18 protein-coding genes are annotated in these 19,873 nt (G+C 70.6%); 15 read left to right on the top strand and 3 right to left on the bottom strand.

Annotation, left to right across the window (positions count from 1 at the left end):
• Positions 1 to 199 precede the first annotated feature (199 nt).
• From rplU to galE, 5 genes are all read left to right on the top strand, one after another.
• Positions 200 to 520 carry a 50S ribosomal protein L21 gene (gene rplU, locus OG389_RS12800; protein ID WP_112446572.1) on the top strand — a complete coding sequence of 107 codons (321 nt, stop codon included), beginning with the start codon at positions 200 to 202 and terminating at the stop codon, positions 518 to 520.
• 13 nt (positions 521 to 533) lie between these two features.
• On the top strand, positions 534 to 788 hold the full coding sequence (gene rpmA / locus OG389_RS12795; RefSeq protein ID WP_030840805.1) for a 50S ribosomal protein L27: 255 nt from the start codon (positions 534 to 536) through the stop codon (positions 786 to 788).
• A gap of 168 nt (positions 789 to 956) precedes the next feature.
• A complete protein-coding gene (obgE, locus tag OG389_RS12790; protein ID WP_328298600.1) occupies positions 957 to 2,399 on the top strand; it encodes a GTPase ObgE in 1,443 nt (480 codons plus the stop codon).
• A gap of 163 nt (positions 2,400 to 2,562) precedes the next feature.
• Positions 2,563 to 4,185, top strand: coding sequence for a glycosyltransferase family 2 protein (locus tag OG389_RS12785; RefSeq protein WP_328298599.1), 1,623 nt, complete (start codon positions 2,563 to 2,565; stop codon positions 4,183 to 4,185).
• 56 nt (positions 4,186 to 4,241) lie between these two features.
• A complete protein-coding gene (gene galE, locus OG389_RS12780) occupies positions 4,242 to 5,231 on the top strand; it encodes a UDP-glucose 4-epimerase GalE (protein ID WP_328298598.1) in 990 nt (329 codons plus the stop codon).
• A gap of 105 nt (positions 5,232 to 5,336) precedes the next feature.
• Here the strand turns inward: galE and OG389_RS12775 are convergent, their stop codons facing one another.
• Together OG389_RS12775 and OG389_RS12770 are read right to left on the bottom strand one after the other, a co-directional pair.
• A complete protein-coding gene (locus OG389_RS12775) occupies positions 5,337 to 6,524 on the bottom strand; it encodes a glycosyltransferase (RefSeq protein WP_328298597.1) in 1,188 nt (395 codons plus the stop codon).
• The gene (locus OG389_RS12770; protein WP_328298596.1) at positions 6,521 to 9,391 is read right to left on the bottom strand and encodes a bifunctional glycosyltransferase/CDP-glycerol:glycerophosphate glycerophosphotransferase; all 2,871 of its coding nucleotides are present in this window, start codon (positions 9,389 to 9,391) and stop codon (positions 6,521 to 6,523) included. The genes OG389_RS12775 and OG389_RS12770 overlap by 4 nt, the downstream gene beginning before the upstream one ends.
• Positions 9,392 to 9,548: 157 nt before the next feature.
• Here OG389_RS12770 and OG389_RS12765 point away from each other — a divergent pair, with 157 nt between their 5' ends.
• The 7 genes from OG389_RS12765 to OG389_RS12735 all read left to right on the top strand — a co-directional run bounded on the left by OG389_RS12765 (position 9,549) and on the right by OG389_RS12735 (position 16,017).
• Complete coding sequence (locus tag OG389_RS12765; protein WP_328298595.1) at positions 9,549 to 10,544, top strand: glycosyltransferase family 2 protein; 996 nt, start codon at positions 9,549 to 9,551, stop codon at positions 10,542 to 10,544.
• Positions 10,544 to 11,008 carry a GtrA family protein gene (locus OG389_RS12760; RefSeq protein ID WP_328298594.1) on the top strand — a complete coding sequence of 155 codons (465 nt, stop codon included), beginning with the start codon at positions 10,544 to 10,546 and terminating at the stop codon, positions 11,006 to 11,008. The genes OG389_RS12765 and OG389_RS12760 overlap by 1 nt, the downstream gene beginning before the upstream one ends.
• A gap of 80 nt (positions 11,009 to 11,088) precedes the next feature.
• Positions 11,089 to 12,216 carry a glutamate 5-kinase gene (proB, locus tag OG389_RS12755; protein WP_328298593.1) on the top strand — a complete coding sequence of 376 codons (1,128 nt, stop codon included), beginning with the start codon at positions 11,089 to 11,091 and terminating at the stop codon, positions 12,214 to 12,216.
• 97 nt (positions 12,217 to 12,313) lie between these two features.
• On the top strand, positions 12,314 to 12,712 hold the full coding sequence (locus tag OG389_RS12750; protein ID WP_328303735.1) for a hypothetical protein: 399 nt from the start codon (positions 12,314 to 12,316) through the stop codon (positions 12,710 to 12,712).
• A 163-nt stretch (positions 12,713 to 12,875) separates the two neighbouring features.
• Positions 12,876 to 14,153 (top strand): glutamate-5-semialdehyde dehydrogenase, encoded by a 1,278-nt coding sequence (locus tag OG389_RS12745; RefSeq protein ID WP_328298592.1) that lies wholly within the window; start codon positions 12,876 to 12,878, stop codon positions 14,151 to 14,153.
• A gap of 77 nt (positions 14,154 to 14,230) precedes the next feature.
• Positions 14,231 to 14,791, top strand: coding sequence for an SCO2584 family spore wall biosynthesis protein (locus tag OG389_RS12740; protein ID WP_328298591.1), 561 nt, complete (start codon positions 14,231 to 14,233; stop codon positions 14,789 to 14,791).
• A gap of 68 nt (positions 14,792 to 14,859) precedes the next feature.
• Entirely contained in the window at positions 14,860 to 16,017 is a 1,158-nt protein-coding gene (locus OG389_RS12735) for an SCO2583 family membrane protein (RefSeq protein WP_328298590.1), read from the top strand.
• Here the strand turns inward: OG389_RS12735 and OG389_RS12730 are convergent.
• Positions 16,001 to 17,101, bottom strand: coding sequence for a M48 family metallopeptidase (locus OG389_RS12730; protein ID WP_328298589.1), 1,101 nt, complete (start codon positions 17,099 to 17,101; stop codon positions 16,001 to 16,003). The genes OG389_RS12735 and OG389_RS12730 overlap by 17 nt on opposite strands.
• A gap of 141 nt (positions 17,102 to 17,242) precedes the next feature.
• Here OG389_RS12730 and OG389_RS12725 point away from each other — a divergent pair, with 141 nt between their 5' ends.
• The 3 genes from OG389_RS12725 (at position 17,243) to OG389_RS12715 (ending at position 19,812) form a co-directional block, all read left to right on the top strand.
• The gene (locus OG389_RS12725; RefSeq protein WP_328298588.1) at positions 17,243 to 17,410 is read left to right on the top strand and encodes a hypothetical protein; all 168 of its coding nucleotides are present in this window, start codon (positions 17,243 to 17,245) and stop codon (positions 17,408 to 17,410) included.
• Positions 17,411 to 17,481: 71 nt separating this feature from the next.
• Positions 17,482 to 18,099 carry a nicotinate-nucleotide adenylyltransferase gene (gene nadD, locus OG389_RS12720; RefSeq protein WP_328298587.1) on the top strand — a complete coding sequence of 206 codons (618 nt, stop codon included), beginning with the start codon at positions 17,482 to 17,484 and terminating at the stop codon, positions 18,097 to 18,099.
• Positions 18,100 to 18,123: 24 nt separating this feature from the next.
• Positions 18,124 to 19,812: an LCP family protein gene (locus OG389_RS12715; RefSeq protein WP_328298586.1), complete on the top strand. Its 1,689-nt coding sequence runs from the start codon at positions 18,124 to 18,126 to the stop codon at positions 19,810 to 19,812.
• The last annotated feature ends 61 nt before the right edge of the window (positions 19,813 to 19,873 follow it).

The following is a 19,873-nucleotide window of genomic DNA, read 5'->3' as shown; positions in this document are numbered from 1 at the left end:
CCCGTAACCTAGACCGTCGGCATGTCTTAGACGATTACGTTTAAAGCGTGCCGCACTCCTGAGCACCTTCCTCCCGCTGAGCACCACGTGCGGGAGAGGCCGCTCGTCCAATCCGGATCGGTGTGGTCCCGCCTCGCGGCGGTTCCTGCCTGAGCGGCTGGCTTCAGGAGTATCCGCCCCGAGTGAGAGAGAGATCCGCGTGTACGCCATCGTGCGCAGCGGTGGTCGCCAGCACAAGGTTGCTGTCGGCGACATCGTTGAGGTTGACAAGATTCCCACCGCCAAGGTTGGCGACACGGTCGAGCTCTCGACCCTGCTCGTTGTCGACGGCGAAGCCGTGACCAGCGACCCGTGGGTCCTGGCCGGCGTCAAGGTCACGGCTGAGATCGTGGACCACCACAAGGGCGTCAAGATCGACATCCTGCGTTACAAGAACAAGACCGGCTACCGCCGTCGCCAGGGTCACCGCCAGCAGTACACGGCGATCAAGGTCACCGGTATCCCCGCGGCTGCGAAGTAAGAGGGACTGAGACATGGCACACAAGAAGGGCGCATCGTCCACCCGGAACGGGCGCGATTCCAATGCTCAGCGGCTCGGCGTGAAGCGCTTCGGCGGTCAGGTCGTTTCCGCTGGTGAGATCCTCGTTCGCCAGCGCGGCACCCACTTCCACCCGGGTTCGGGTGTCGGTCGTGGTGGCGACGACACGCTGTTCGCGCTGCAGGCTGGCTCGGTCCAGTTCGGCACGCACCGCGGCCGCAAGGTCGTCAACATCGTTCCGGCCGCCTGATCCAGCTTCCGCTGAATCAGTAGTCCGAAGCATCCCGAGGGCGGATCTCAACTCTTCCCGGCGAAAGCCGGGAAGAGAGGTCCGCCCTCGGCGCGTTGTCACATAGACACGTTTAATGGGCAGCAAGGCCTGCCCGGGACATTCCCGTATGTATCTGGAGGAACACCCATGACCACCTTCGTGGACCGCGTCGAATTGCATGTCGCCGCGGGTAACGGGGGCCACGGCTGCGCCTCCGTTCACCGGGAGAAGTTCAAGCCGCTGGGCGGCCCCGACGGCGGCAACGGCGGTCGTGGCGGCGACGTCATCCTGGTGGTGGAGCAGGCTGTCACCACCCTGCTGGACTACCACCACAGCCCCCACCGCAAGGCCACCAACGGCAAGCCCGGCGAGGGCGGCAACCGCTCCGGCAAGGACGGCCAGGACATGATCCTGCCCGTGCCGGACGGCACCGTGGTCCTCGACAAGGAGGGCAACGTCCTCGCCGACCTCGTCGGCCAGGGCACCACGTACGTGGCCGCCGAAGGCGGCCGCGGCGGCCTCGGCAACGCCGCGCTGTCCTCCGCGCGCCGCAAGGCGCCCGGCTTCGCGCTCCTCGGCGTCCCCGGTACCGGTGGCGACGTCGTCCTGGAGCTCAAGACCGTCGCCGATGTGGCGCTGGTCGGCTTCCCGAGCGCCGGCAAGTCCTCGCTGATCTCGGTGCTCTCCGCGGCCAAGCCGAAGATCGCCGACTACCCCTTCACCACCCTCGTCCCGAACCTGGGCGTCGTCACGGCCGGCTCGACGGTCTACACGATCGCCGACGTCCCGGGCCTGATCCCGGGCGCCAGCCAGGGCAAGGGCCTCGGCCTGGAGTTCCTGCGCCACGTCGAGCGCTGCTCGATCCTCGTGCACGTCCTGGACACCGCCACCCTGGAGTCCGACCGCGACCCGGTGGCCGACCTCGACGTCATCGAGGAGGAGCTGCGGATCTACGGCGGCGGCCTGGAGAAGCGTCCGCGCCTCGTCGTCCTCAACAAGGTCGACATCCCCGACGGCAAGGACCTCGCCGAGATGGTCCGCCCGGACCTGGAGGCCCGCGGCTACAAGGTCTTCGAGGTCTCCGCGGTCGACCGCACGGGCCTGAAGGAGCTGTCCTTCTTCCTCGCCGAGGTCATCGCGAAGGCCCGCGCCCGCAAGCCGAAGCAGGAGGCGACCCGCGTCGTCATCCGCCCGAAGGCCATCGACGACTCCGGCTTCACCATCGCCTACGACGAGGTCGAGGACGTCTACCGCGTGCGCGGCGAGAAGCCGGAGCGCTGGGTCCGCCAGACCGACTTCAACATCGACGAGGCCGTCGGCTACCTCGCGGACCGTCTCAACCGCCTCGGTGTCGAGGACGCGTTGCGCAAGGCCGGTGCCCGTGCGGGTGACGGCGTCGCCATCGGCTCCGACGAGAACGCGGTCGTGTTCGACTGGGAGCCGACCATGATGGCCGGCGCCGAGATGCTGGGCCGCCGCGGTGAGGACCACCGTCTGGAGGCGCCGCGTCCGGCCACCACGCGCCGCAAGGAGAAGGAAGCCGAGCGGGACTCCGTGCAGAAGGAGTACGACGAGTTCCGTCCCTTCTGACGGAGCCGTTGAGCGGGCGCCGAGCGAGTCGCCGAGGAAGCCGCTGAAAGGGGCGCCGGCCGGTCATCCGGCCGGCCCCCCGGCCACCCGGCGGATTCCGTTTAGCTCCGATTGGGTGGCAGGTCTTAAGGCTACGTTTACTCTTGTGGCCTAGGATCCACGAGTGACGAGCACCCATACCCCCACAGTTTCCGTTGTGGTGATCGCGTACAACGATGCCGAACTCGTGGGCCAGGCCGTTTCCTCGGCCCTCGCCCAGGGTCCGGTTGTCGCCGAAGTCATCGCGGTCAACGATGCGTCCGCCGACGGCACCGCACTGGTGCTGGACGAGCTGGCAGCCCGCCACCCCCGCCTGAAGGTCGTGCACCGCACGCGCAACAGCGGGGGCTGCGGCACCCCCCGCAACGACGGCATAGCGGCCGCCACCGCCCCGTACGTCATGTTCCTGGACAGCGACGACGTCCTGCCCCCCGGCGCGGTCGCCGCCCTGCTGCGCGCGGCCGTCGACAACCGGGCTCCGGTCACGGTCGGCTCCTGCGTCCGCCGTGAACTGCCCGAGAGCCGCGACATCCCCTGGGCGCCCGGTCTGTACGTGCCGGGCGAGGTGATCGACAAGCCGGAGGACCGGCCGGAGCTGGTCCGGGACACCCTCTGCGTCAACAAGCTGTACGAGCGGGCCTTCCTGGACGGGCACGGGATCCGCTTCCCCGACGGCCGGTTCATCTACGAGGACTTCGTGTTCACCGCCCGGGTGCTGGCCGCCGCCCCCCGCATCGCGGTGATCGGCGACCTCGTCTACGTGTGGCACGTGCGCCGCGACGCCGCCCAGGTGTCCATCTCCCTGGACCGCAAGGACGTCGGCAACTGGAGTGCCCGCGTGGAGGCGCACCGCGCGGCCTCCTGGATCATCACCGAGTCCTCGCCCGGGCTGGGCCGCGCCTGCCAGGTCAAGTTCCTGGAGTACGACCTGCGCATGTACCTGCGCGAGCTCGGCCAGGACCCCGGGTACCAGGCCGCCTGGTGGACGCTGACCCGCGACTACGTCGCCGGTTTCGACGATGCCGACATCGAGGCCGCCGGGGCGCACGCCCGCTGGATCGTACGGGTACTGCGTGCCACCGCGGTGCCGCCCGCCCCCGCCGACCTCCTGCGGCTGACCCGCTTCGCCGCCGACCCGCCGCGCCTGCTGCCCCCGTACGCGACCGGTCCCACCGGGGCACCGGTGTGGAGCGACGCGCTGCCGGTGGAGCTGGACCGGCTGGACGAGCTGGTGACGGCCGAACTGCCCGTGACCATCGACGCCGAACCGAGCGGCTGCTCAGGGCTGCGGATCCAGGTTCACGATCTGTACGGGCGCCTCGCCGCGGCCGGCCCGCGCACCGTCCAGCTTCGCTTCCAGCCGCGCGGAAACCTGGGGAAGCTGCTGGTCACCGAGCCGGTGGAACTGACCCCGGTCGCGGGCGGCGACCGCTGGACGGCAGAGCTGCCCTACCGGCTCACCGAGCTGGCGAGCATCGGGCGCGGCGACGGCCGGCGCGGCATGCAGGCGTGGGACGTGAAGATGAGCGTGGAGTGCGCCGACGGGAGCTCCCTGCTCACCTCCCCGCGCCCCCTCGACAGCCTGCTTCACCGGCGGGTGCTGCCCAGCAGCCGGTACGGTGTGCTGTTGGCGCAGCCCTACCGCACGAGCGGCGGATCGCTGGCGCTGCGGATCGCACCCGGTGCCGCGGGAGTCGTGAGCCTTGCCCGCAACCGCCTCCACCGGGCCCGCTCGCCCCGCCGTTGAAGGGGGACCGGCTGCCGCCGGGACGGGAAGCACGAGAAAGAACTCGGGAGACACGCATGACGTTTCTGATCACTGGTGGTGCCGGTTACATCGGGGCGCACGTCGTCCGCGCGATGCTGCTCGCGGGGGAGGAGGTCGTGGTTCTGGACGACCTCTCCACGGGCAACGCCGACCGCGTCCCGCGGGACGTACCACTGGTGGTCGGTTCCGTGCTCGACCGGGAGCTCCTGGACGAGACCCTCGCCCGGCACCGGATCACCGGTGTCGTCCACCTGGCGGGCAAGAAGCAGGTCGGCGAGTCCGTCGAGAAGCCGCTGCACTACTACCAGGAGAACGTGGGCGGCCTGACGGTCCTGCTGCAGGCCGTGGCGGACGCGGGCGTCCGCAACTTCCTCTTCTCCTCCTCGGCCTCCGTGTACGGGATGCCGGACGTGGACCTCGTCACCGAGGACACCCCCTGCCTTCCGCTGAGTCCGTACGGCGAGACGAAGCTGGCCGGCGAGTGGCTGGTGCGCGCCGCGGGCAAGGCCAGCGGCATCTCCACCGCGTGCCTGCGCTACTTCAACGTGGCGGGCGCGGCGACCGACGGGCTCGCCGACACCGGGGTCTTCAACCTGGTGCCGATGATCTTCGAGCGCTTCGACAAGGGGGAGGGCGCCCGCATCTTCGGCGACGACTACCCGACCCCGGACGGCACCTGCGTCCGCGACTACATCCACGTTGCGGACCTCGCGGAGGCGCACGTGGTGGCGGCCCGCAAGCTCGCCGAATGGGGCGGGCGCGGCGAGTACCGGGACCTCACCGTCAACATCGGCCGCGGCGAAGGCGTTTCCGTCCGAGAGATGACCGAGCTGGTCAACGAGGTCACCGGGCACACCGACGCGGCCTACGCGCCCGAGGTCCTCCCGCGCCGTGCGGGCGACCCGGCGCAGGTCGTCGCCTCCGCCGACCGCATCGGCGCCGAGCTGGGCTGGAAGGCCCGCCACGACGTGCGCGAGATGATCACCTCGGCCTGGGCGGGCTGGGAGTCCCACCGCAAGGCCTGACGGGTCCGATCCGCTCCGGCGGGGAAGAACCGCGAAGCCGCCCGTCCCGGACACGACCGGGGCGGGCGGCTTCGTAGGTGTTTCGTCGGGCTCGGCCCGCGGGTCTCAGCGCTCCAGGAAGGAGAAGAGCTCCTCCCACCGGTCGGTGATCTCGGCGCTGGAGTACCGCCGCACGTGCCGGAAGGCGCTGTCGCCGAGCCGGTCGCGCAGTTCGCCGCTCGACATCAGCCGGTCCATCTGCCCTGCCAGCTCCATCGTGTTGCCGAGCCGGGCCAGCAGCCCGTCCTCGCCGTGCCGCACGATCTCGCGGACGCCGGGCGCGCAGTCGAAGGCGGCCACCGGCACACCCGCCGCCATCGCTTCCAGCAGGGTGATCGGGAACCCCTCGGCGCGCGAGGCCTGCGCGAAGACGGAGGCTCCGGCCAGCGCGCCCAGCACGTCGTTGGTGCTGCCCATCCACTCCACGGAGTCCTCCACGCCGAGCTCGGCGGCGTGCGCGCGCAGCGTCGCCTCCTCCACGCCCGCCCCGTAGATCCGCAGGACCCAGTCGGGGTGGCGCGGGGAGGCGTCCGCCCACGCGTCGAGCAGCAGGTCCACGCCCTTCTCGAAGGCGAGGCGGCCGACGCTCGCCACGACCTTCGCGGTGCGCGGGGCGGGGGAGGCGGGCATGAACGGCAGGGGGTTCGGCATGCTGGAGACGTTCTCCATGCCGGAGCGGATCCACAGGTCCGCGTCCTCGGGGGTCAGCACGAGCATGCGGTCGACCTCCGGGTAGAAGCGGCGGACCCGGTTGCCGCGCGTGGACTTCTGGCTGGCCTCGAAGGACTCGTGGCTCATGCCGATCACCGTGCACCCCTTGGTGTCGGCGAGGGCCACCCACTCCATCGCCCAGACCTGGGTGACGATCACCACGGCGCCGGGGCGGGCCGCGCGCAGCAGCCCGCTCAGTACCTCGGCCTTGGCTCGCATCTTCGCCCGGCGGGCCGCCTGGCGGCGCCGTTCGGGCGCGTTGAGCCGGCCTTTGATGCCGTGCAGGCGGCGCGCCGCGGGCGGGTGGGCGTCGTACAGCGTCGTCGTCGCGTAGGGGAGCCCGTCCGGCAGCTGCTGGCGGATCTCCTCGGCGACGGGGGCGATGCCGACGATGTGGACGCGGTGACCGCGGTCGGTGAACAGCCGGGCCATCTGGTGCGACCAGGTCGTGACGCCGCCGAGCTCGTCCACGCTGTTGGAGACGAGGAAGATGTCACGGCCGACGGTGGCCTCTTCCGGTGCGGTGGAAGTCTGCTGGCTCACTTGCCGCTCCTGGGGAAGAACTTCTCGACGATCTGGCGGGACGCGTCCCCGCGGTCGTACTCGCCGAATTCGGCGAGGAAACGCTGGCGTGCCTCCGCGTACTTGGCGTCCGCCTCGTCGAAGGCGGCGACGGCCTGGAGCAGTTCGTCCGCCGTGGCCACGACCGGGCCCGGTGCCTTCTCCTTCAGGTCGAAGTAGGTGCCGCGGATGTCGGTCGCGTACTTCTCGTAGTCGTACGCGAAGAACAGCATCGGCCGGTCCAGGACCGCGTAGTCGAACATCACGGACGAGTAGTCGGTGATCAGCCCGTCGGCGAGCGCCAGCAGGGGGGTGATGTCGTGGTGCTTGGACACGTCGATGACACGGCCCGCGACCGACGGCGGCAGCGTGACACTGTTGAGGTAGTGGGTGCGCACCAGCAGCGTGAAGCGGTCGCCGAGCCGGTCGGCGAACTCCTCCACGTCGAAGGGGAACTCGAAGCCCTCCACCGCGCCGTCCGCATTCGCCCGGAAGGTCGGCGCGTACAGCAGCACCCTCTTCTCCGGGTCGATCCCGAACTCGCCGGCCAGCGGCCCGCGGACCCGCTCCCCGCTGTCCGCCTCGGAGCCGTGGGCCGCGACCAGGGCGTCGTTGCGCGGGTATCCGGTGCGCAGCAGTACCTCGTCGCGCAGCCGGAAGCCCTTGGCGAGGGTGCGTGCGTCGTGCTCGGACCGGATGAGGAAGTGATCGAAGCGGTCGACGGCCGCCTGGAAGCGCCGTTGGCCGGCCCGGTCCTGTGCCTTGGTGCGGGGCTCGTGGAAGCCCATCCGCTTGAGCGCCGAGCCGTGCCAGGTCTGGATGTACGTGGTCCCGGGGCGCTTGCTCAGCGCCAGTGGGAAGCCCTGGTTGTCGATCCAGTACTCGGCCTGCGCCAGCGCGCGCAGGTACGGCCAGCTCCAGCGCCGCACCAGGGTGGCCTCCTTGGGGAAGCCGGTGGGCCTGCCGCCCGCGTACGACCAGATCGGCTCGAAGTCGATGCCCTGGCGGACCATCTCCTCGTAGATCGCCTTCGGGCTGTCGCTGTACTGCTTGCCCATGTGGCTCTCGAAGACGACCGTGCCCTTCTTGACCGGCAGCTTCGAGAAGACCTCGTGGTAGACCTTCACCTTCTGCTCGCCCGAGCCGATGTTGCGGCGGGCGCGCAGGGCCCTGCGCAGGCCCCGCTTGACGACGCCGGCGGCCTTGCCGTGCATCGCGCTGTTGATCAGCATCTGGGTGCGCACGGCGGCGGCGCCCTGGGCGGTCAGGACGTAGGAGAGGTTCCCCTTCTTGGTGACCTCCGGCTCGAAGCGGTCGGAGACCAGCCGGGTCAGCCGGGGGCGCACGCGCAGCCGGGCCGCCTTCTCCAGGTCCACCCCGCCGACGGAGACGCGGGTGGTGAGCCGGGAGCCGCCGGCCGTCAACTTCAGGCGTACGTCCCAGACGGCGTCGATGATGCCGAAGGGGCGGACGGTGCTGCCGATGTCGGCCGTGGCCTTCCACTCGATCGTGTCACCGGCGTGGCGCACGGTTGCCACGGGGAAGCTGAAGGAGCGGACACCGATCTGGCGGCGGGCCCGGAATTCGAGCGAGGCCTTCAGTTCCGCTTCCGGGCTGATGCGGCCCAGCGGGTTCACGACGGCGCCGGACAGGGTCACGGTGCCGCGCCCGTCGTCCTCGTAGGAGGTGAGGCGGTTGCCCAGGACCAAGGAGGTGAGCGGCGTGCTCGCGAAGCCCTGGTCGGTGACATCCAGTATCCGGCGGCCCTCGGCGTCGTCGAGGTGCTCGGCGCACCAGTAGACGCGTCCCTCGCGCTCGGCGAGCGGGGAGGTGAGCCGGCCCTTGTTGGTCATGGCGTCGGCGGCCGGGAGGAGGTTGTCCCAGTCCTCCTTGCCGAGCAGGTAGGCGCAGATCGCCTGCAGGTTGGTGACATGTCCGTACGCGGCCGGGTCGATGCCCGCCAGGTAGCCGTTGGCGAGCCGGGCGAACTCCTGGCGGTAGGCGTCACCGAGCAGGGGCAGATCCCGCAGGTGCAGCACCAGGTCGTGCTTGAGGAACTTGGCGTCCTTCGCGGACTTGATCTCCGAGTGGCCCTTGGCGGCCAGCAGTTCGTCGACGCGCCGGTGGATCTCCATCCGGTGGACGAAGTTCTCGATCTCGTGGCGCCGGTTGCTGATCGACTTCGCCGCGGCCTTCTCGATCACGTTCCAGAAGTAGACGTGGTTCGGGATGAGCGTGATGCGGCGGGCGGCGACGTAGGCCTGCGCGGAGAAGAGCAGGTCCTCGTAGTGGATGCCGACCGGGAACTCCAGGCCCTGCTCCAGCAGGAACGCGCGCCGGTAGCACTTGTTCGTGGAGAGGGTGTCGTAGACCAGCAGGTCCGGGTACTCGGTGATCGACTCCAGCGTGCGCGTGCGCGAGTAGATCCACGGGTACCACTCGGTGGTCTTGCCCCAGCGGTTGTCCAGGTGGACCCGGACGCACATGCCCGAGACCAGGTCGGACCCGGTCCGCTCGGCGGCGTCCAGCATGTTGCGGCAGGCATTGCGTTCCAGCACGTCGTCGCTGTCCAGGAACATGACGTACGTGCCGGTGGCCTGCTGAATCCCGTGATTGCGCGGGGCGCCGCAGCCCCCGCTGTTCTCCGGAAGCCGGAAGGCGCGCACCCTCCCCGGATGCGCGGTTTCGAGCTCCTGGGCGACCGCGTAGGACCGGTCCTTGCTGCAGTCGTCGACGATCACGACTTCGACCCCGTGCAGAGTCTGGTCCAAAACCGACTGGACGGCTGTCGTGAGACGCTCTGCGTCGTTGTAGACGATGACGACCACGGAGACGTCAGGCACGTGCACCTCGATCCCTCTGTTTCATTCCGCTTAACCAGTCAAAGCTACCGCGTGCCGCACTCGCCCCAGGCAGGCCCACCACCGGCGTGCATACTTCTAAGGAAGAGGTGAGTGGCAGGTCCGGTCGCCGACAATCACCCGTTCGGACCAGCAGGAAGTGTTCATGAAGCTGTCTGTCGTAGTTCCTTGCTACAACGAAGAAGCCGTCATCGACAGCTTCGACACGGAGATCCGCAAGGTTCTGGACGCCATCCCGATCGAGTACGAGGTCTGCTACGTCGACGACGGCAGCAGTGACGGGACCCTGGGAAAGCTCCGCAAGATCGCGGCCCAGTACACCGACGAGACCCGCTACGTCTCCTTCAGCCGGAACTTCGGCAAGGAAGCCGGCATGCTCGCGGGTCTGCGCGAGGCCACCGGCGACGCCGTGGTCATCATGGATGCCGACCTCCAGCACCCGCCGGAGCTCATCGCCACGATGCTCGAGTACTACCGGCAGGGCCACGACCAGATCATCGCCCGCCGCACCCGCGAGGGGGACAAGAAGCTCCGCACGGCGCTGAGCCGGCTCTACTACCGGGGCATCAACCGGTGGGTCGACGTGGAACTGACCGACGGCGTAGGGGACTTCCGGCTGCTCTCGCGACCGGCCGTGGACGCCCTGCTCTCGCTGCCCGAGTACAACCGCTTCTCCAAGGGCCTCTTCTCCTGGATCGGCTTCGACACCGTCCACTTCGACTACCGCAACGCGCAGCGCGAGGCCGGCGAGACGAAGTGGAAGTTCGGGTCCCTGCTGAACTACGGCATGGACGGGCTGATCTCCTTCAACAACCGGCCGCTGCGCATCGGCATTTGGGCCGGCGTCTCGCTGGTGGCCCTGACAGCGGTGTACGCCCTGTGGATCGCGGTCATGGCGATGACCAACGGCGTGACCTCCCCGGGCTACGTCACCCTCGTCGCGATCATCGTCGGCCTCGGCGGCGTCCAGATGATCATGCTGGGCCTGATCGGTGAGTACATCGGCCGCATCTACTACGAGACCAAGCGCCGTCCGCACTTCCTGGTGAAGGAGTCGCACGGCGCGCAGCGGCCGCCCGCCGACGTCCGCGACGAACTGCTGCCCGAGGCCCAGGCCGTGATCGCGGAGCGCAGCAGCTGATGACGCAGGCGCCGACGACGGGGACGCCGGACAAGCCGGACCGCAAGGCCCAGCTCGGCCAGATCGTCCGGTTCGCACTGGTGGGCGGCGTCAATACGGGCACCTTCTTCGTGCTGTACCTGCTCCTGCACCCGTGGATGCCGTACTTCGCCGCCTACTCGCTCGCCTTCGTGCTGGCGATGGTCGGCTCGTTCTTCATGAACACCTACTTCACCTACCGGACCCGGCCGACGTGGAAGAAGTTCCTGCTCTTTCCGCTGACCAACATCACGAACTACGTGATCCAGTCCGTCGGCCTGTACGCCCTGGTGACCTGGGCGGGCATGGACACCCGGATCGCGCCGCTGGTCGCGGCCGTCGTGGCCATCCCGTTCACCTACGTGATCTCCCGCAGGATCCTCGTCCCGGGGACGGCCGCCGGGTCCGGTGACGCGGAGCAGAACCGCAGCGCGTCCACGGTCTGAAACCCGAGGGCGGGCACGCCGGGCCACCCCGTAGATTGAGCGGGCAGGATCATTCTCGGCAAGGGTCAAGGGGAACAGACGTGTCAGCGGCTAGGCAGGACGTGCTCGACGCGCGCAGGATCGTGGTCAAGGTCGGCTCCTCCTCCCTGACGACGGCGGCCGGCGGTCTCGACGCCGACCGGGTGGACGCACTGGTCGACGTACTGGCCAAGGCGCGCAGCGGCGGCGAGAAGGAGATCGTCCTGGTCTCCAGCGGAGCCATCGCCGCCGGACTCTCCCCGCTCGGTCTGCGCCGCCGCCCCACGGACCTGGCCCGTCAGCAGGCCGCCGCCAGCGTCGGGCAGGGCCTGCTCGTCGCCCGCTACACCGCCTCCTTCGCCCGGTACGGCGTACGCGTCGGCCAGGTGCTGCTCACCACCGACGACACGAGCCGGCGCGCGCACTACCGCAACGCCTACCGGACCCTGGACCAGCTCCTGGCCATGGGCGCCCTCCCCGTCGTGAACGAGAACGACACCGTAGCCACCGACGAGATCCGCTTCGGCGACAACGACCGCCTCGCCGCGCTCGTCGCCCACCTGGTCCGAGCCGACCTCCTCGTACTCCTCTCGGACGTGGACGGCCTCTACGACGGGGACCCGGCCCAGCCCGGCACCAGCCGCATCGACGAGGTGCGCGGCCCCGAGGACATCGCCCACGTCACCATCGGCAGCATCGGCAAGGCGGGCGTCGGCACCGGCGGCATGGCCACCAAGGTCGAGGCGGCGCGCATCGCCGCGGCGGCGGGCATCCCGGTCGTCCTGACCTCGGCCAGCCAGGCCGCGGACGCCCTGGCCGGACGGGCGACCGGCACTCTCTTCCACTCCACCGGGCGCCGTTCGGCGGACCGGCTGCTCTGGCTCCAGCACGCCTCGACCCCGCAGGGTCACCTCGTCCTGGACGAGGGCGCCGTCCGCGCGGTGACCGAGAGGGGCAGTTCGCTGCTGCCGGCGGGCATCGCCGCGGTCGAGGGCGACTTCGTCGCCGGGGACCCGGTGGAACTGCGCTCGGCCGACGGCCGGGCGGTCGCGCGGGGTCTGGTCAACTTCGACGCCAAGGAGCTCCCGCAGCTCCTCGGCCGCTCCACGCGCGAGCTCGCGCGGGAACTCGGACCCGAGTACGAGCGGGAGGTCGTCCACCGCGACGATCTCGTCCTGCTGCAGGGCTGAGGTTCGGTAAAACCGCCGCGCGGTGGGCCAAGGACTGGTCAACTGTGAGGGGCGGACACGCGTAGCGCAGACAAGGAGGCGGCTGGTGAGACGAGCGCTGACCAGCGTCGGCAGCGGGGACGGTGACGTCGGCGGGAGCGGGGAGGACCGGGACACGTCCCGGCTCTGGCACATCACCCTGAGCGTCTCCGGGAAGCCCGCGCCGCTGTGCGAGGTCCGCCGCGGGCTGGAACAGCTCGCCTACGACCACCCCTTCCTGCTGACCAGCCGCTACGCCGACGACCACGCGGAGATCCGCTACTGGGAGGAGGCCCGCGACCTCCACGACGCGGCGGCCGTGGCCCTGCGCCTCTGGGGCGAACACCGCTCCTCCGCGAAGCTCCCGCCGTGGGAGATCGTCGGCCTGGAAGTCATCGACCGCGCCACCTACCACCAGCGCGTGGCCGAGGGCTACGGACCGCCCCCGGCCCATCCGGTGGGCGTGCACCCGTACTGACCGGCCCTCAGGTCCAGCCCTGCCGGCGTTCGAGGAGCGGGGCCCGGGGCGGAGCCCCCGGGCACGTAGGAAGCGGAGCCCACCCCCGGGCACGTAGGAAGGCGCCCGTCTCGCGGGGTGGAACCCCACCGGCGCGGGCCCGCCCGGGGATTACCCTGGCCGCATGACCTCGCTGGATGCCACGACCTCGCCCGTGATCGCCACCGCGCAAGCCGCCCGGACCGCCGCCGCGGCCATCGCGCCACTCCCTCGGTCCGCCAAGGACAAGGCCCTGCTGGCCATCGCGGACGCGCTGGAGGCCCGTACGGCCGAGATCGTCGAGGCCAACGCCGTGGACACGGCCAAGGCCCGCGAGGCCGGGACCAGTGAGACGGTCATCGACCGCCTCACCCTCACCCCCGACCGCGTCGCGGCCATCGCCTCCGACGTCCGTGACGTCGCGGCCCTGCCCGACCCCGTCGGCGAGGTCGTCCGCGGCTCCACCCTCCCCAACGGGATCGACCTCCGCCAGATCCGCGTCCCGCTCGGCGTCGTCGGCATCATCTACGAGGCCCGCCCCAACGTCACCGTCGACGCCGCCGCCCTCTGCCTGAAGTCGGGCAACGCGGTCCTCCTGCGCGGCTCCTCCTCGGCCTACGCCTCCAACACCGCCCTCGTCGGGATCCTGCGCGACGCCATCGTGTCGGCCGGTCTCCCCGCCGACGCGATCCAGCTCGTACCCGGTGAGTCCCGCGACTCCGTCCGCGAGCTGATGCGCGCCCGCGGCCTCGTCGACGTGCTCATCCCGCGCGGCGGCGCCTCCCTCATCAGGACCGTCGTCGAGGAGTCCATCGTCCCGGTCATCGAGACCGGTACCGGCAACTGCCACGTCTACGTGGACGCCCAGGCCGACCTCGCCATGGCCGTGGACATCCTCGTCAACTCCAAGGCCCAGCGGCCCTCCGTCTGCAACTCCGCGGAGACCCTGCTGGTCCACCGGGACATCGCCGACGCCTTCCTGCCGCTCGCCCTCGACGCGCTCGCCGACGCCGGCGTGACCGTCCACGGCGACGAGCGGGTCCTCGCGTACGCGCGGGACTCCAAGGTCACGGCCCTCCCCGCCACCGACGAGGACTGGGCCGCCGAGTACCTCTCGTACGACATCGCCGCCGGTGTCGTCGACTCCCTGGACGAGGCCGTCAGCCACATCCGCCGCTGGACCTCCGGCCACACCGAGGCGATCGTCACCACCTCGCAGGCCGCGGCGCGTCTCTTCACCCAGCTGGTCGACTCGACCACGGTTGCCGTGAATGCCTCCACCCGGTTCACGGACGGTGGTCAGTTCGGCTTCGGTGCGGAGATCGGCATCTCCACGCAGAAACTGCACGCCAGGGGCCCCATGGGGCTTCCCGAGCTCACCTCGACCAAGTACATCGTCACCGGCGACGGTCACGTACGGTAGTCGACGCTTGAACGCGGTGTGGCCGGATTTCGGCGTACGCCCTGCCCAAAGGTGCCCCTCAGGTCTACGCTGGTCTCGTGCCGGACGACGTGGGGGGCAAACCGTTCCCGGACGACGGGGAGCCCGACGACGACCGCGGAGGCGCGGACAAGGACTTCGCCTCCGTGGTGTTCGACGAGGACTTCGTCCGGAACGCCGAGATCCGTGAACCGAGCGCCGCGGAGCGCCAGCGGGCCGGCGAGCGGGCGCGCGCCGAGGCCGCCGAGGCCGCCCGCGCGGCCTTCGCGGGCGGCTGGACGGGCGACGAGGACTACGACGCGTACGCCTACGGCAACCCCGACGGGTACCACCAGGAGGACTCCGGCTGGGACCAGGGACACGGCTACGGCTACGCGGAAGGCCCGTACGGGGCCTACGGCGGCAGCCTGCGCCCCTACCGCGGCCGCTCGCCGTGGCTGCGTCCGGTCGCCTGGGTCCTCGCCTTCGTGATGGGCCTCGGCATGGTCGCGCTCGCCTTCAGTGCCGTCTACCGCAGCGCGGCGAGCGACGCGGAACCCGCTCCGGCCCCCGCCAGCACCCCGCTGGGCGAAGTCACCGGCGCCGGCGCGTTTATGGACCGCGTCGGCCGCCAACCCTGAAGGTACGACCCCGCTCCGCATCGCCGGAACCGGGGGCTTCTCTGAAGCGGGGACAGCGGGGAGAAGCGATGACCGTGTCAGGAAACCCGCCCAACGGCACCCCGGGTGGCGCCGAAGGGGGCGACGACGAGTTCCGGTCGGACGAGTACCGGTCGGTGGTGTTCGACGAGGACTTCGTCCGGGCTGCCCGCCTCCAGGAGTTCTCCGCGCAGGAGCGCATGGGCGAGCACGCCCGCGCCGTCCGCAGCCGCTCGATCTGGTTCGGCGGCCACGCGGGATCCCGGGGCACCGGCGGGGCGGTCCGGCAGGGCCGGATCATCGTGTTCTGCATCGCGCTGTCGCTCGCCGCCGCCGTGTACATGGGGGTGCGCAACCCCTACGTGGCGCCCGTCGGAGGCCCGGCCGAGGCGATGAGCAGCACGGTCGTCCCGCTCGCGCCCTCCGGGCCCGTACCCGGCGGCCGGCCGGCCGACCTGTACGCGAACAGTCCGGCGGCGCGGTACCGCGTCGGGGCGGTCGGGATCACCATGCCCGCCATGCGCCGCACCCGTCACTTCACCGAGAACCAGGTGCAGACGGCACTGACGATCGCCAAGGACTACCTCGTGCAGTCCTCGCTCGACCCGGACGTCCTGTCCGGTACGGCCACCCGGCCCGTCCGCGTCCTGCTCGACCCCGACCAGCTGACGCAGTTCGACCAGAGCATGCTCTCGCCGGCCGGTGACGGCAGGCACGCCGTCACCGGCTGGCTGGTCCGCTTCGACCCCGCCACCGCCGTGATGGCCGACACCAGGGTCCGCGTCAGCGGAACTCTCGCCGTCACGGAGGTCTCCCCGACCGCGCTGGAGGTGACCTCCGACCACACCTTCGTGTACGCGGTGCGACCCGCCACCGGCCAGCCGGCCGCGGCGGACGGGGCCTCGCTGTTCACCGTCCGCAGGGAGCTGCGACTGCGCTTCGACCGCGACGACCTCTCGGCCCAGCGGGCGGAGCTGGTCTCGGCCTACGTGATCGCGGGCCCGCAGGACTGCTCGGCCGACCCGGCGGGGGGTTTCCGCCCGCTGACGGCCGGAGCCGGACCGACCACCGTGGGCCCGGCCGCGAGCGATCCGTACGCCAGCGGCAGTCCGCGGCGCACGGGCGGGCTGTGCGGGGTCCTCGCGACCGCACCCGCCGCGACGCAGACCACCGACCCCCTGGAGCGGGGCGTCAGCCCTGCTCCTTAGCCCCGCCGTCCGGGGCCCCGCCACCGTCGGAGGCACCACCGCTCGGGGTGCCGCCACCCGGGGTCCCACCCGAAAACCTGTCCCGGAGCTTGCCGCCCAGGTCCGCCGTACCGCCGGCGATGTCGCCGACCAGCTTCATCAGGGGGTCCTTGCTCGTGCGCACCGCGTCGGCGTAGTGCGCGGCGGACTGCCGGAAGGAGTCGGTCACGGAGGTGTCCTTGTCCTCCTCGCGCCGCGGGTAGTGGCCGTCCATGATCCGCTGGTAGTCGCGGTTCTGCGCCCACTTCTTCAGCTCGGCCGCCCGCACCGTCGTGAAGGGGTGCGTCCGGGGCAGCACGTTGAGGATCTTCAGCACGGAGTCGCGCAGGTCGCCGCTCTCCTCGTACTCCTCGGCCTGGGCGAGGAACGCGTCGACATTCATCTCGTGGAGGTGGTTCCCTCCCGCGAGCTTCATCAGCCCGCGCATCGAGGCCTGCACGTCCTGCCCCACCAGCAGGCCCGCCCGGTCCGCCGACAGCTCCGACTTGCGGAACCACTCGCGCAGCGCGGTCACGATCGCCATGATCGCCACATTGCCCAGCGGGATCCACGCGATCTTGAGCGCCAGGGTCGTCAGGAAGAGCAGGATCGTGCGGTACACCGCGTGCCCCGACAGTGCGTGGCCCACCTCGTGGCCGACCACCGCCCGCATCTCCTCCTCGTCGAGCAGCTCGACCAGGCCGGTGGTGACCACGATGATCGGCTCGTCCAGCCCGATGCACATGGCATTGGGCTTGGGGTCCTGCTGCACGTACATCTGCGGGACCCGCTCCAGGTCCAGGATGTAGCACGCGTCGAGGAGCATCGCGTGCAGGTGCGGGAACTGCGTCTCGCCCACCCGGACGGAGTCGGAGAGGAAGAGCAGTCGCAGACTGCGCTCCGGCAGCAGCCCGCTCAGTGCCTTGAAGACCGTGTCGAAGCCGGTCAGCTTGCGCAGGGCCACGAGCGCGGACCGGTCCGCCGGATGCTCGTACGCCCGTGAGGAAATACCGGGGAACCTCCTGCGGTCCCGTGCCGGTGCCTTCTCGAATCCCGTCCCCGTCATAGCGCCCTCCCCGTCGATGTGCCCCTCGGGCCGTCCGTCTATCCTCTCCAACGCCTGAGTCGGCGTGAGCGTGCCCCAGGCCCCCGCATACGATGTGAGCGAAATCTCCACCCGCTCCCCGACGCGATAGGTACCTGCCTGATGAGCCTCGCCTCCACCGCCCACAACCTGGTCGTCCTCGCCTCGGAGGGGGCCGAGCAGCACGGCGGCAACCACGACAGCCTGAACCCGTACCTGACCGGCGGCGCCGCCTTCGGCATCCTCCTCCTGCTGCTGTGGGTCACCACGCGCCTGAACCGGGACCGCTGAAACCCCGCGCAGCGGGTACGCACCCCAAGCCGGGTCCCTGTCGCGCCACCGGGCCAGTAGGCTCTGCGCTCATGGGAGAGCAGGAAATGCCTACCGGCCCGGTCAAGCGCCGGCTCGGGGTGATGGGCGGGACATTCGACCCGATCCACCACGGACACCTGGTGGCCGCCAGCGAGGTGGCCGCGCTGTTCCACCTTGACGAGGTGATGTTCGTACCGACGGGCGAGCCGTGGCAGAAGTCGCAGCGGGCCGTGTCGGCCGCCGAGGACCGGTACCTGATGACGGTCATCGCGACCGCGTCGAACCCGCAGTTCTCGGTGAGCCGGATCGACATCGACCGCGGCGGCCCGACGTACACGATCGACACCCTGCGGGACCTGAGCGCCCTCAACGACGACGCCGACCTCTTCTTCATCACCGGCGCCGACGCCCTCGCACAGATCCTGACCTGGCGCAACGCCGAGGAGCTCTTCGCCCTCGCACACTTCATCGGCGTCACCCGGCCCGGCCACGTCCTCACCGACGACGGGCTGCCCGAGGGGGGCGTCTCCCTCGTGGAAGTGCCCGCGCTGGCCATTTCGTCCACGGACTGCCGCGCGCGCGTGGCCAAGGGGGATCCTGTCTGGTACCTGGTGCCGGACGGTGTGGTCCGCTACATCGACAAGCGTGAGCTGTACCGGGGAGCCTGAGCTTCCGGAGAGAGGGGCCCCGCGGTGAACGACCGACAGGATCCGTACGACCGGTTCGATGCCTTCGCGGCGCCGGAGCAGCAGCTCGTCGGCTACGACGTGTACGGGCGGCCGGTGTACAACCAGGTGCCCCCGCAGTCCGCCCCCGATCCCGCTCCCCCCTACGAGCAGCAGCAGTACGAGCAGCAGCAGTACGGCTACGACTACCAGGGCTACGGGCAGCCGCAGCAGCAGTACTACCCGCAGCAGCAGGAGCACCCCCAGGCCGGTCAGCAGGCCCAGTCCTACGGGTACGACACCCAGGCCACCCAGCAGTGGATCCCGCAGCAGGCCGCGCCCGCGGCGCCCCCGCAGACGCCCGAGCCCGCGTTCCGGCCGGCCGCCGCGCCGCAGGTCCCCGAGCCCCGCCGGGCCGATGGACCGGGGACCCAGGACGGGCAGGGGGCTCAGGACCCCTCGTACCACACCGGGCAGTTCGCGTTCATCGACCAGCCGGACGAGGACTCCGAGGACGTCATCGACTGGCTCGCCTTCACCGAGAGCCGCACCGAACGCCGCGAGGAGGCCCGCAGGCGCGGCCGCAACCGGGTGGTGGCACTGATCGTCGTGCTGGCCGTCTTCGTCGTCGCCGGCGCCGGGTACCTCTGGTACGCGGGCAAGCTGCCGTTCCTGGAAGGCCCCGGGAAGACGCCGGGCGCCGCCGCCGCGGGGCCGCAGAAGCGCGACATGATCGTCGTCCACCTGCACAACACGAAGAAGGGCGGCACCTCCACGGCGCTGCTCGTCGACAACGTCACCACCAAGCAGGGCGCCACCGTCCTGGTGCCGAACACGCTGAACGTCACCAAGGACGACGGCACCGGCGCGCCGCTCGGCAAGGCCGTCGGGGACGGCGGCCTGGGCGTACGCGAAGCCCTGGACTCGGTGCTCGGCACCCGCATCGGCGGCACCTGGCGGCTGGACACCCCCTTCCTGGAGAACTTCGTCGAGCTGGTCGGCGGCATCGAGGTCGACACCGACGTGGCCGTCCCGGCGGACGACGCGGCGAAGGTCCCGGCCGTGGGCCAGGGCCAGAAGCAGAGCCTCAGCGGCGCGATGGCCGTCGCGTACGCCACGTACCGGGCCCAGGGCGAGCCGGAGGCCAAGCAGCTGGAGCGGTTCGGAAAGGTCCTGGTGGGCCTGTTGCGCAAGGTGCCCGGCGATCCGAAGTCGGCGGCGATGACCGTCGAGACCACCGGTCAGATCCTGGACCCCGCGCTGAACGCGCAGACGCTGGGCGCGATGCTGTCCAAGCTCGGCGAACACGCCAAGGTGGGCGCGTACCGCACCGATGTGCTCACGGTGAAGCCGGACGGGGGCCTCACCGACGACGCCAACAAGAAGGTCGTCAAGGAGGTCCTCGGCGGCTCCGGCTCGGCGGCCCAGCCCGGCGCCGTCCCGAGGGTGGGCATGAAGGACGCCACCGGGGACGACAAGACGTCCACGGCGGGGAAGGCGGCCCTGCTCAACGCCGGCTACACGCTGGTGGACGGCGGCAAGGCCGACAAGACCGCGCCCGCGTCGCAGATCACCTACCAGGACGACGCCCAGCGCGACAAGGCGATCGAGGTCGCCAAGACGCTGGGACTGCCCGAGACGGTCGTGAAGAAGGCCGAGAGCGCCGTGAACGCGGAGATCGTGGTGACGCTGGGCAAGGACTACAAATCGTCCTGAGCCCTCCGAGCCCTACTGCGGCCACGCCCCTGAGGTGCGGCTCCGCCCGCGCGGCACGCTG

The organism is Streptomyces sp. NBC_00435, from assembly GCF_036014235.1.
GTDB lineage: Bacteria > Actinomycetota > Actinomycetes > Streptomycetales > Streptomycetaceae > Streptomyces.
Note: the sequence above shows the minus strand (reverse complement) of the source record. Positions and strands in the feature narration are given on the sequence as shown.

Coding starts and splice junctions, on each gene's coding strand:
- OG389_RS12730 (WP_328298589.1), bottom strand. CDS start 17,101: ATGACGGGGACGGGATTCGAGAAGGCACCGGCACGGGACCGCAGGAGG.
- nadD (WP_328298587.1), top strand. CDS start 17,482: ATGGGAGAGCAGGAAATGCCTACCGGCCCGGTCAAGCGCCGGCTCGGG.
- OG389_RS12765 (WP_328298595.1), top strand. CDS start 9,549: ATGAAGCTGTCTGTCGTAGTTCCTTGCTACAACGAAGAAGCCGTCATC.
- OG389_RS12735 (WP_328298590.1), top strand. CDS start 14,860: ATGACCGTGTCAGGAAACCCGCCCAACGGCACCCCGGGTGGCGCCGAA.
- OG389_RS12760 (WP_328298594.1), top strand. CDS start 10,544: ATGACGCAGGCGCCGACGACGGGGACGCCGGACAAGCCGGACCGCAAG.
- OG389_RS12725 (WP_328298588.1), top strand. CDS start 17,243: ATGAGCCTCGCCTCCACCGCCCACAACCTGGTCGTCCTCGCCTCGGAG.
- galE (WP_328298598.1), top strand. CDS start 4,242: ATGACGTTTCTGATCACTGGTGGTGCCGGTTACATCGGGGCGCACGTC.
- obgE (WP_328298600.1), top strand. CDS start 957: ATGACCACCTTCGTGGACCGCGTCGAATTGCATGTCGCCGCGGGTAAC.
- rpmA (WP_030840805.1), top strand. CDS start 534: ATGGCACACAAGAAGGGCGCATCGTCCACCCGGAACGGGCGCGATTCC.
- OG389_RS12745 (WP_328298592.1), top strand. CDS start 12,876: ATGACCTCGCTGGATGCCACGACCTCGCCCGTGATCGCCACCGCGCAA.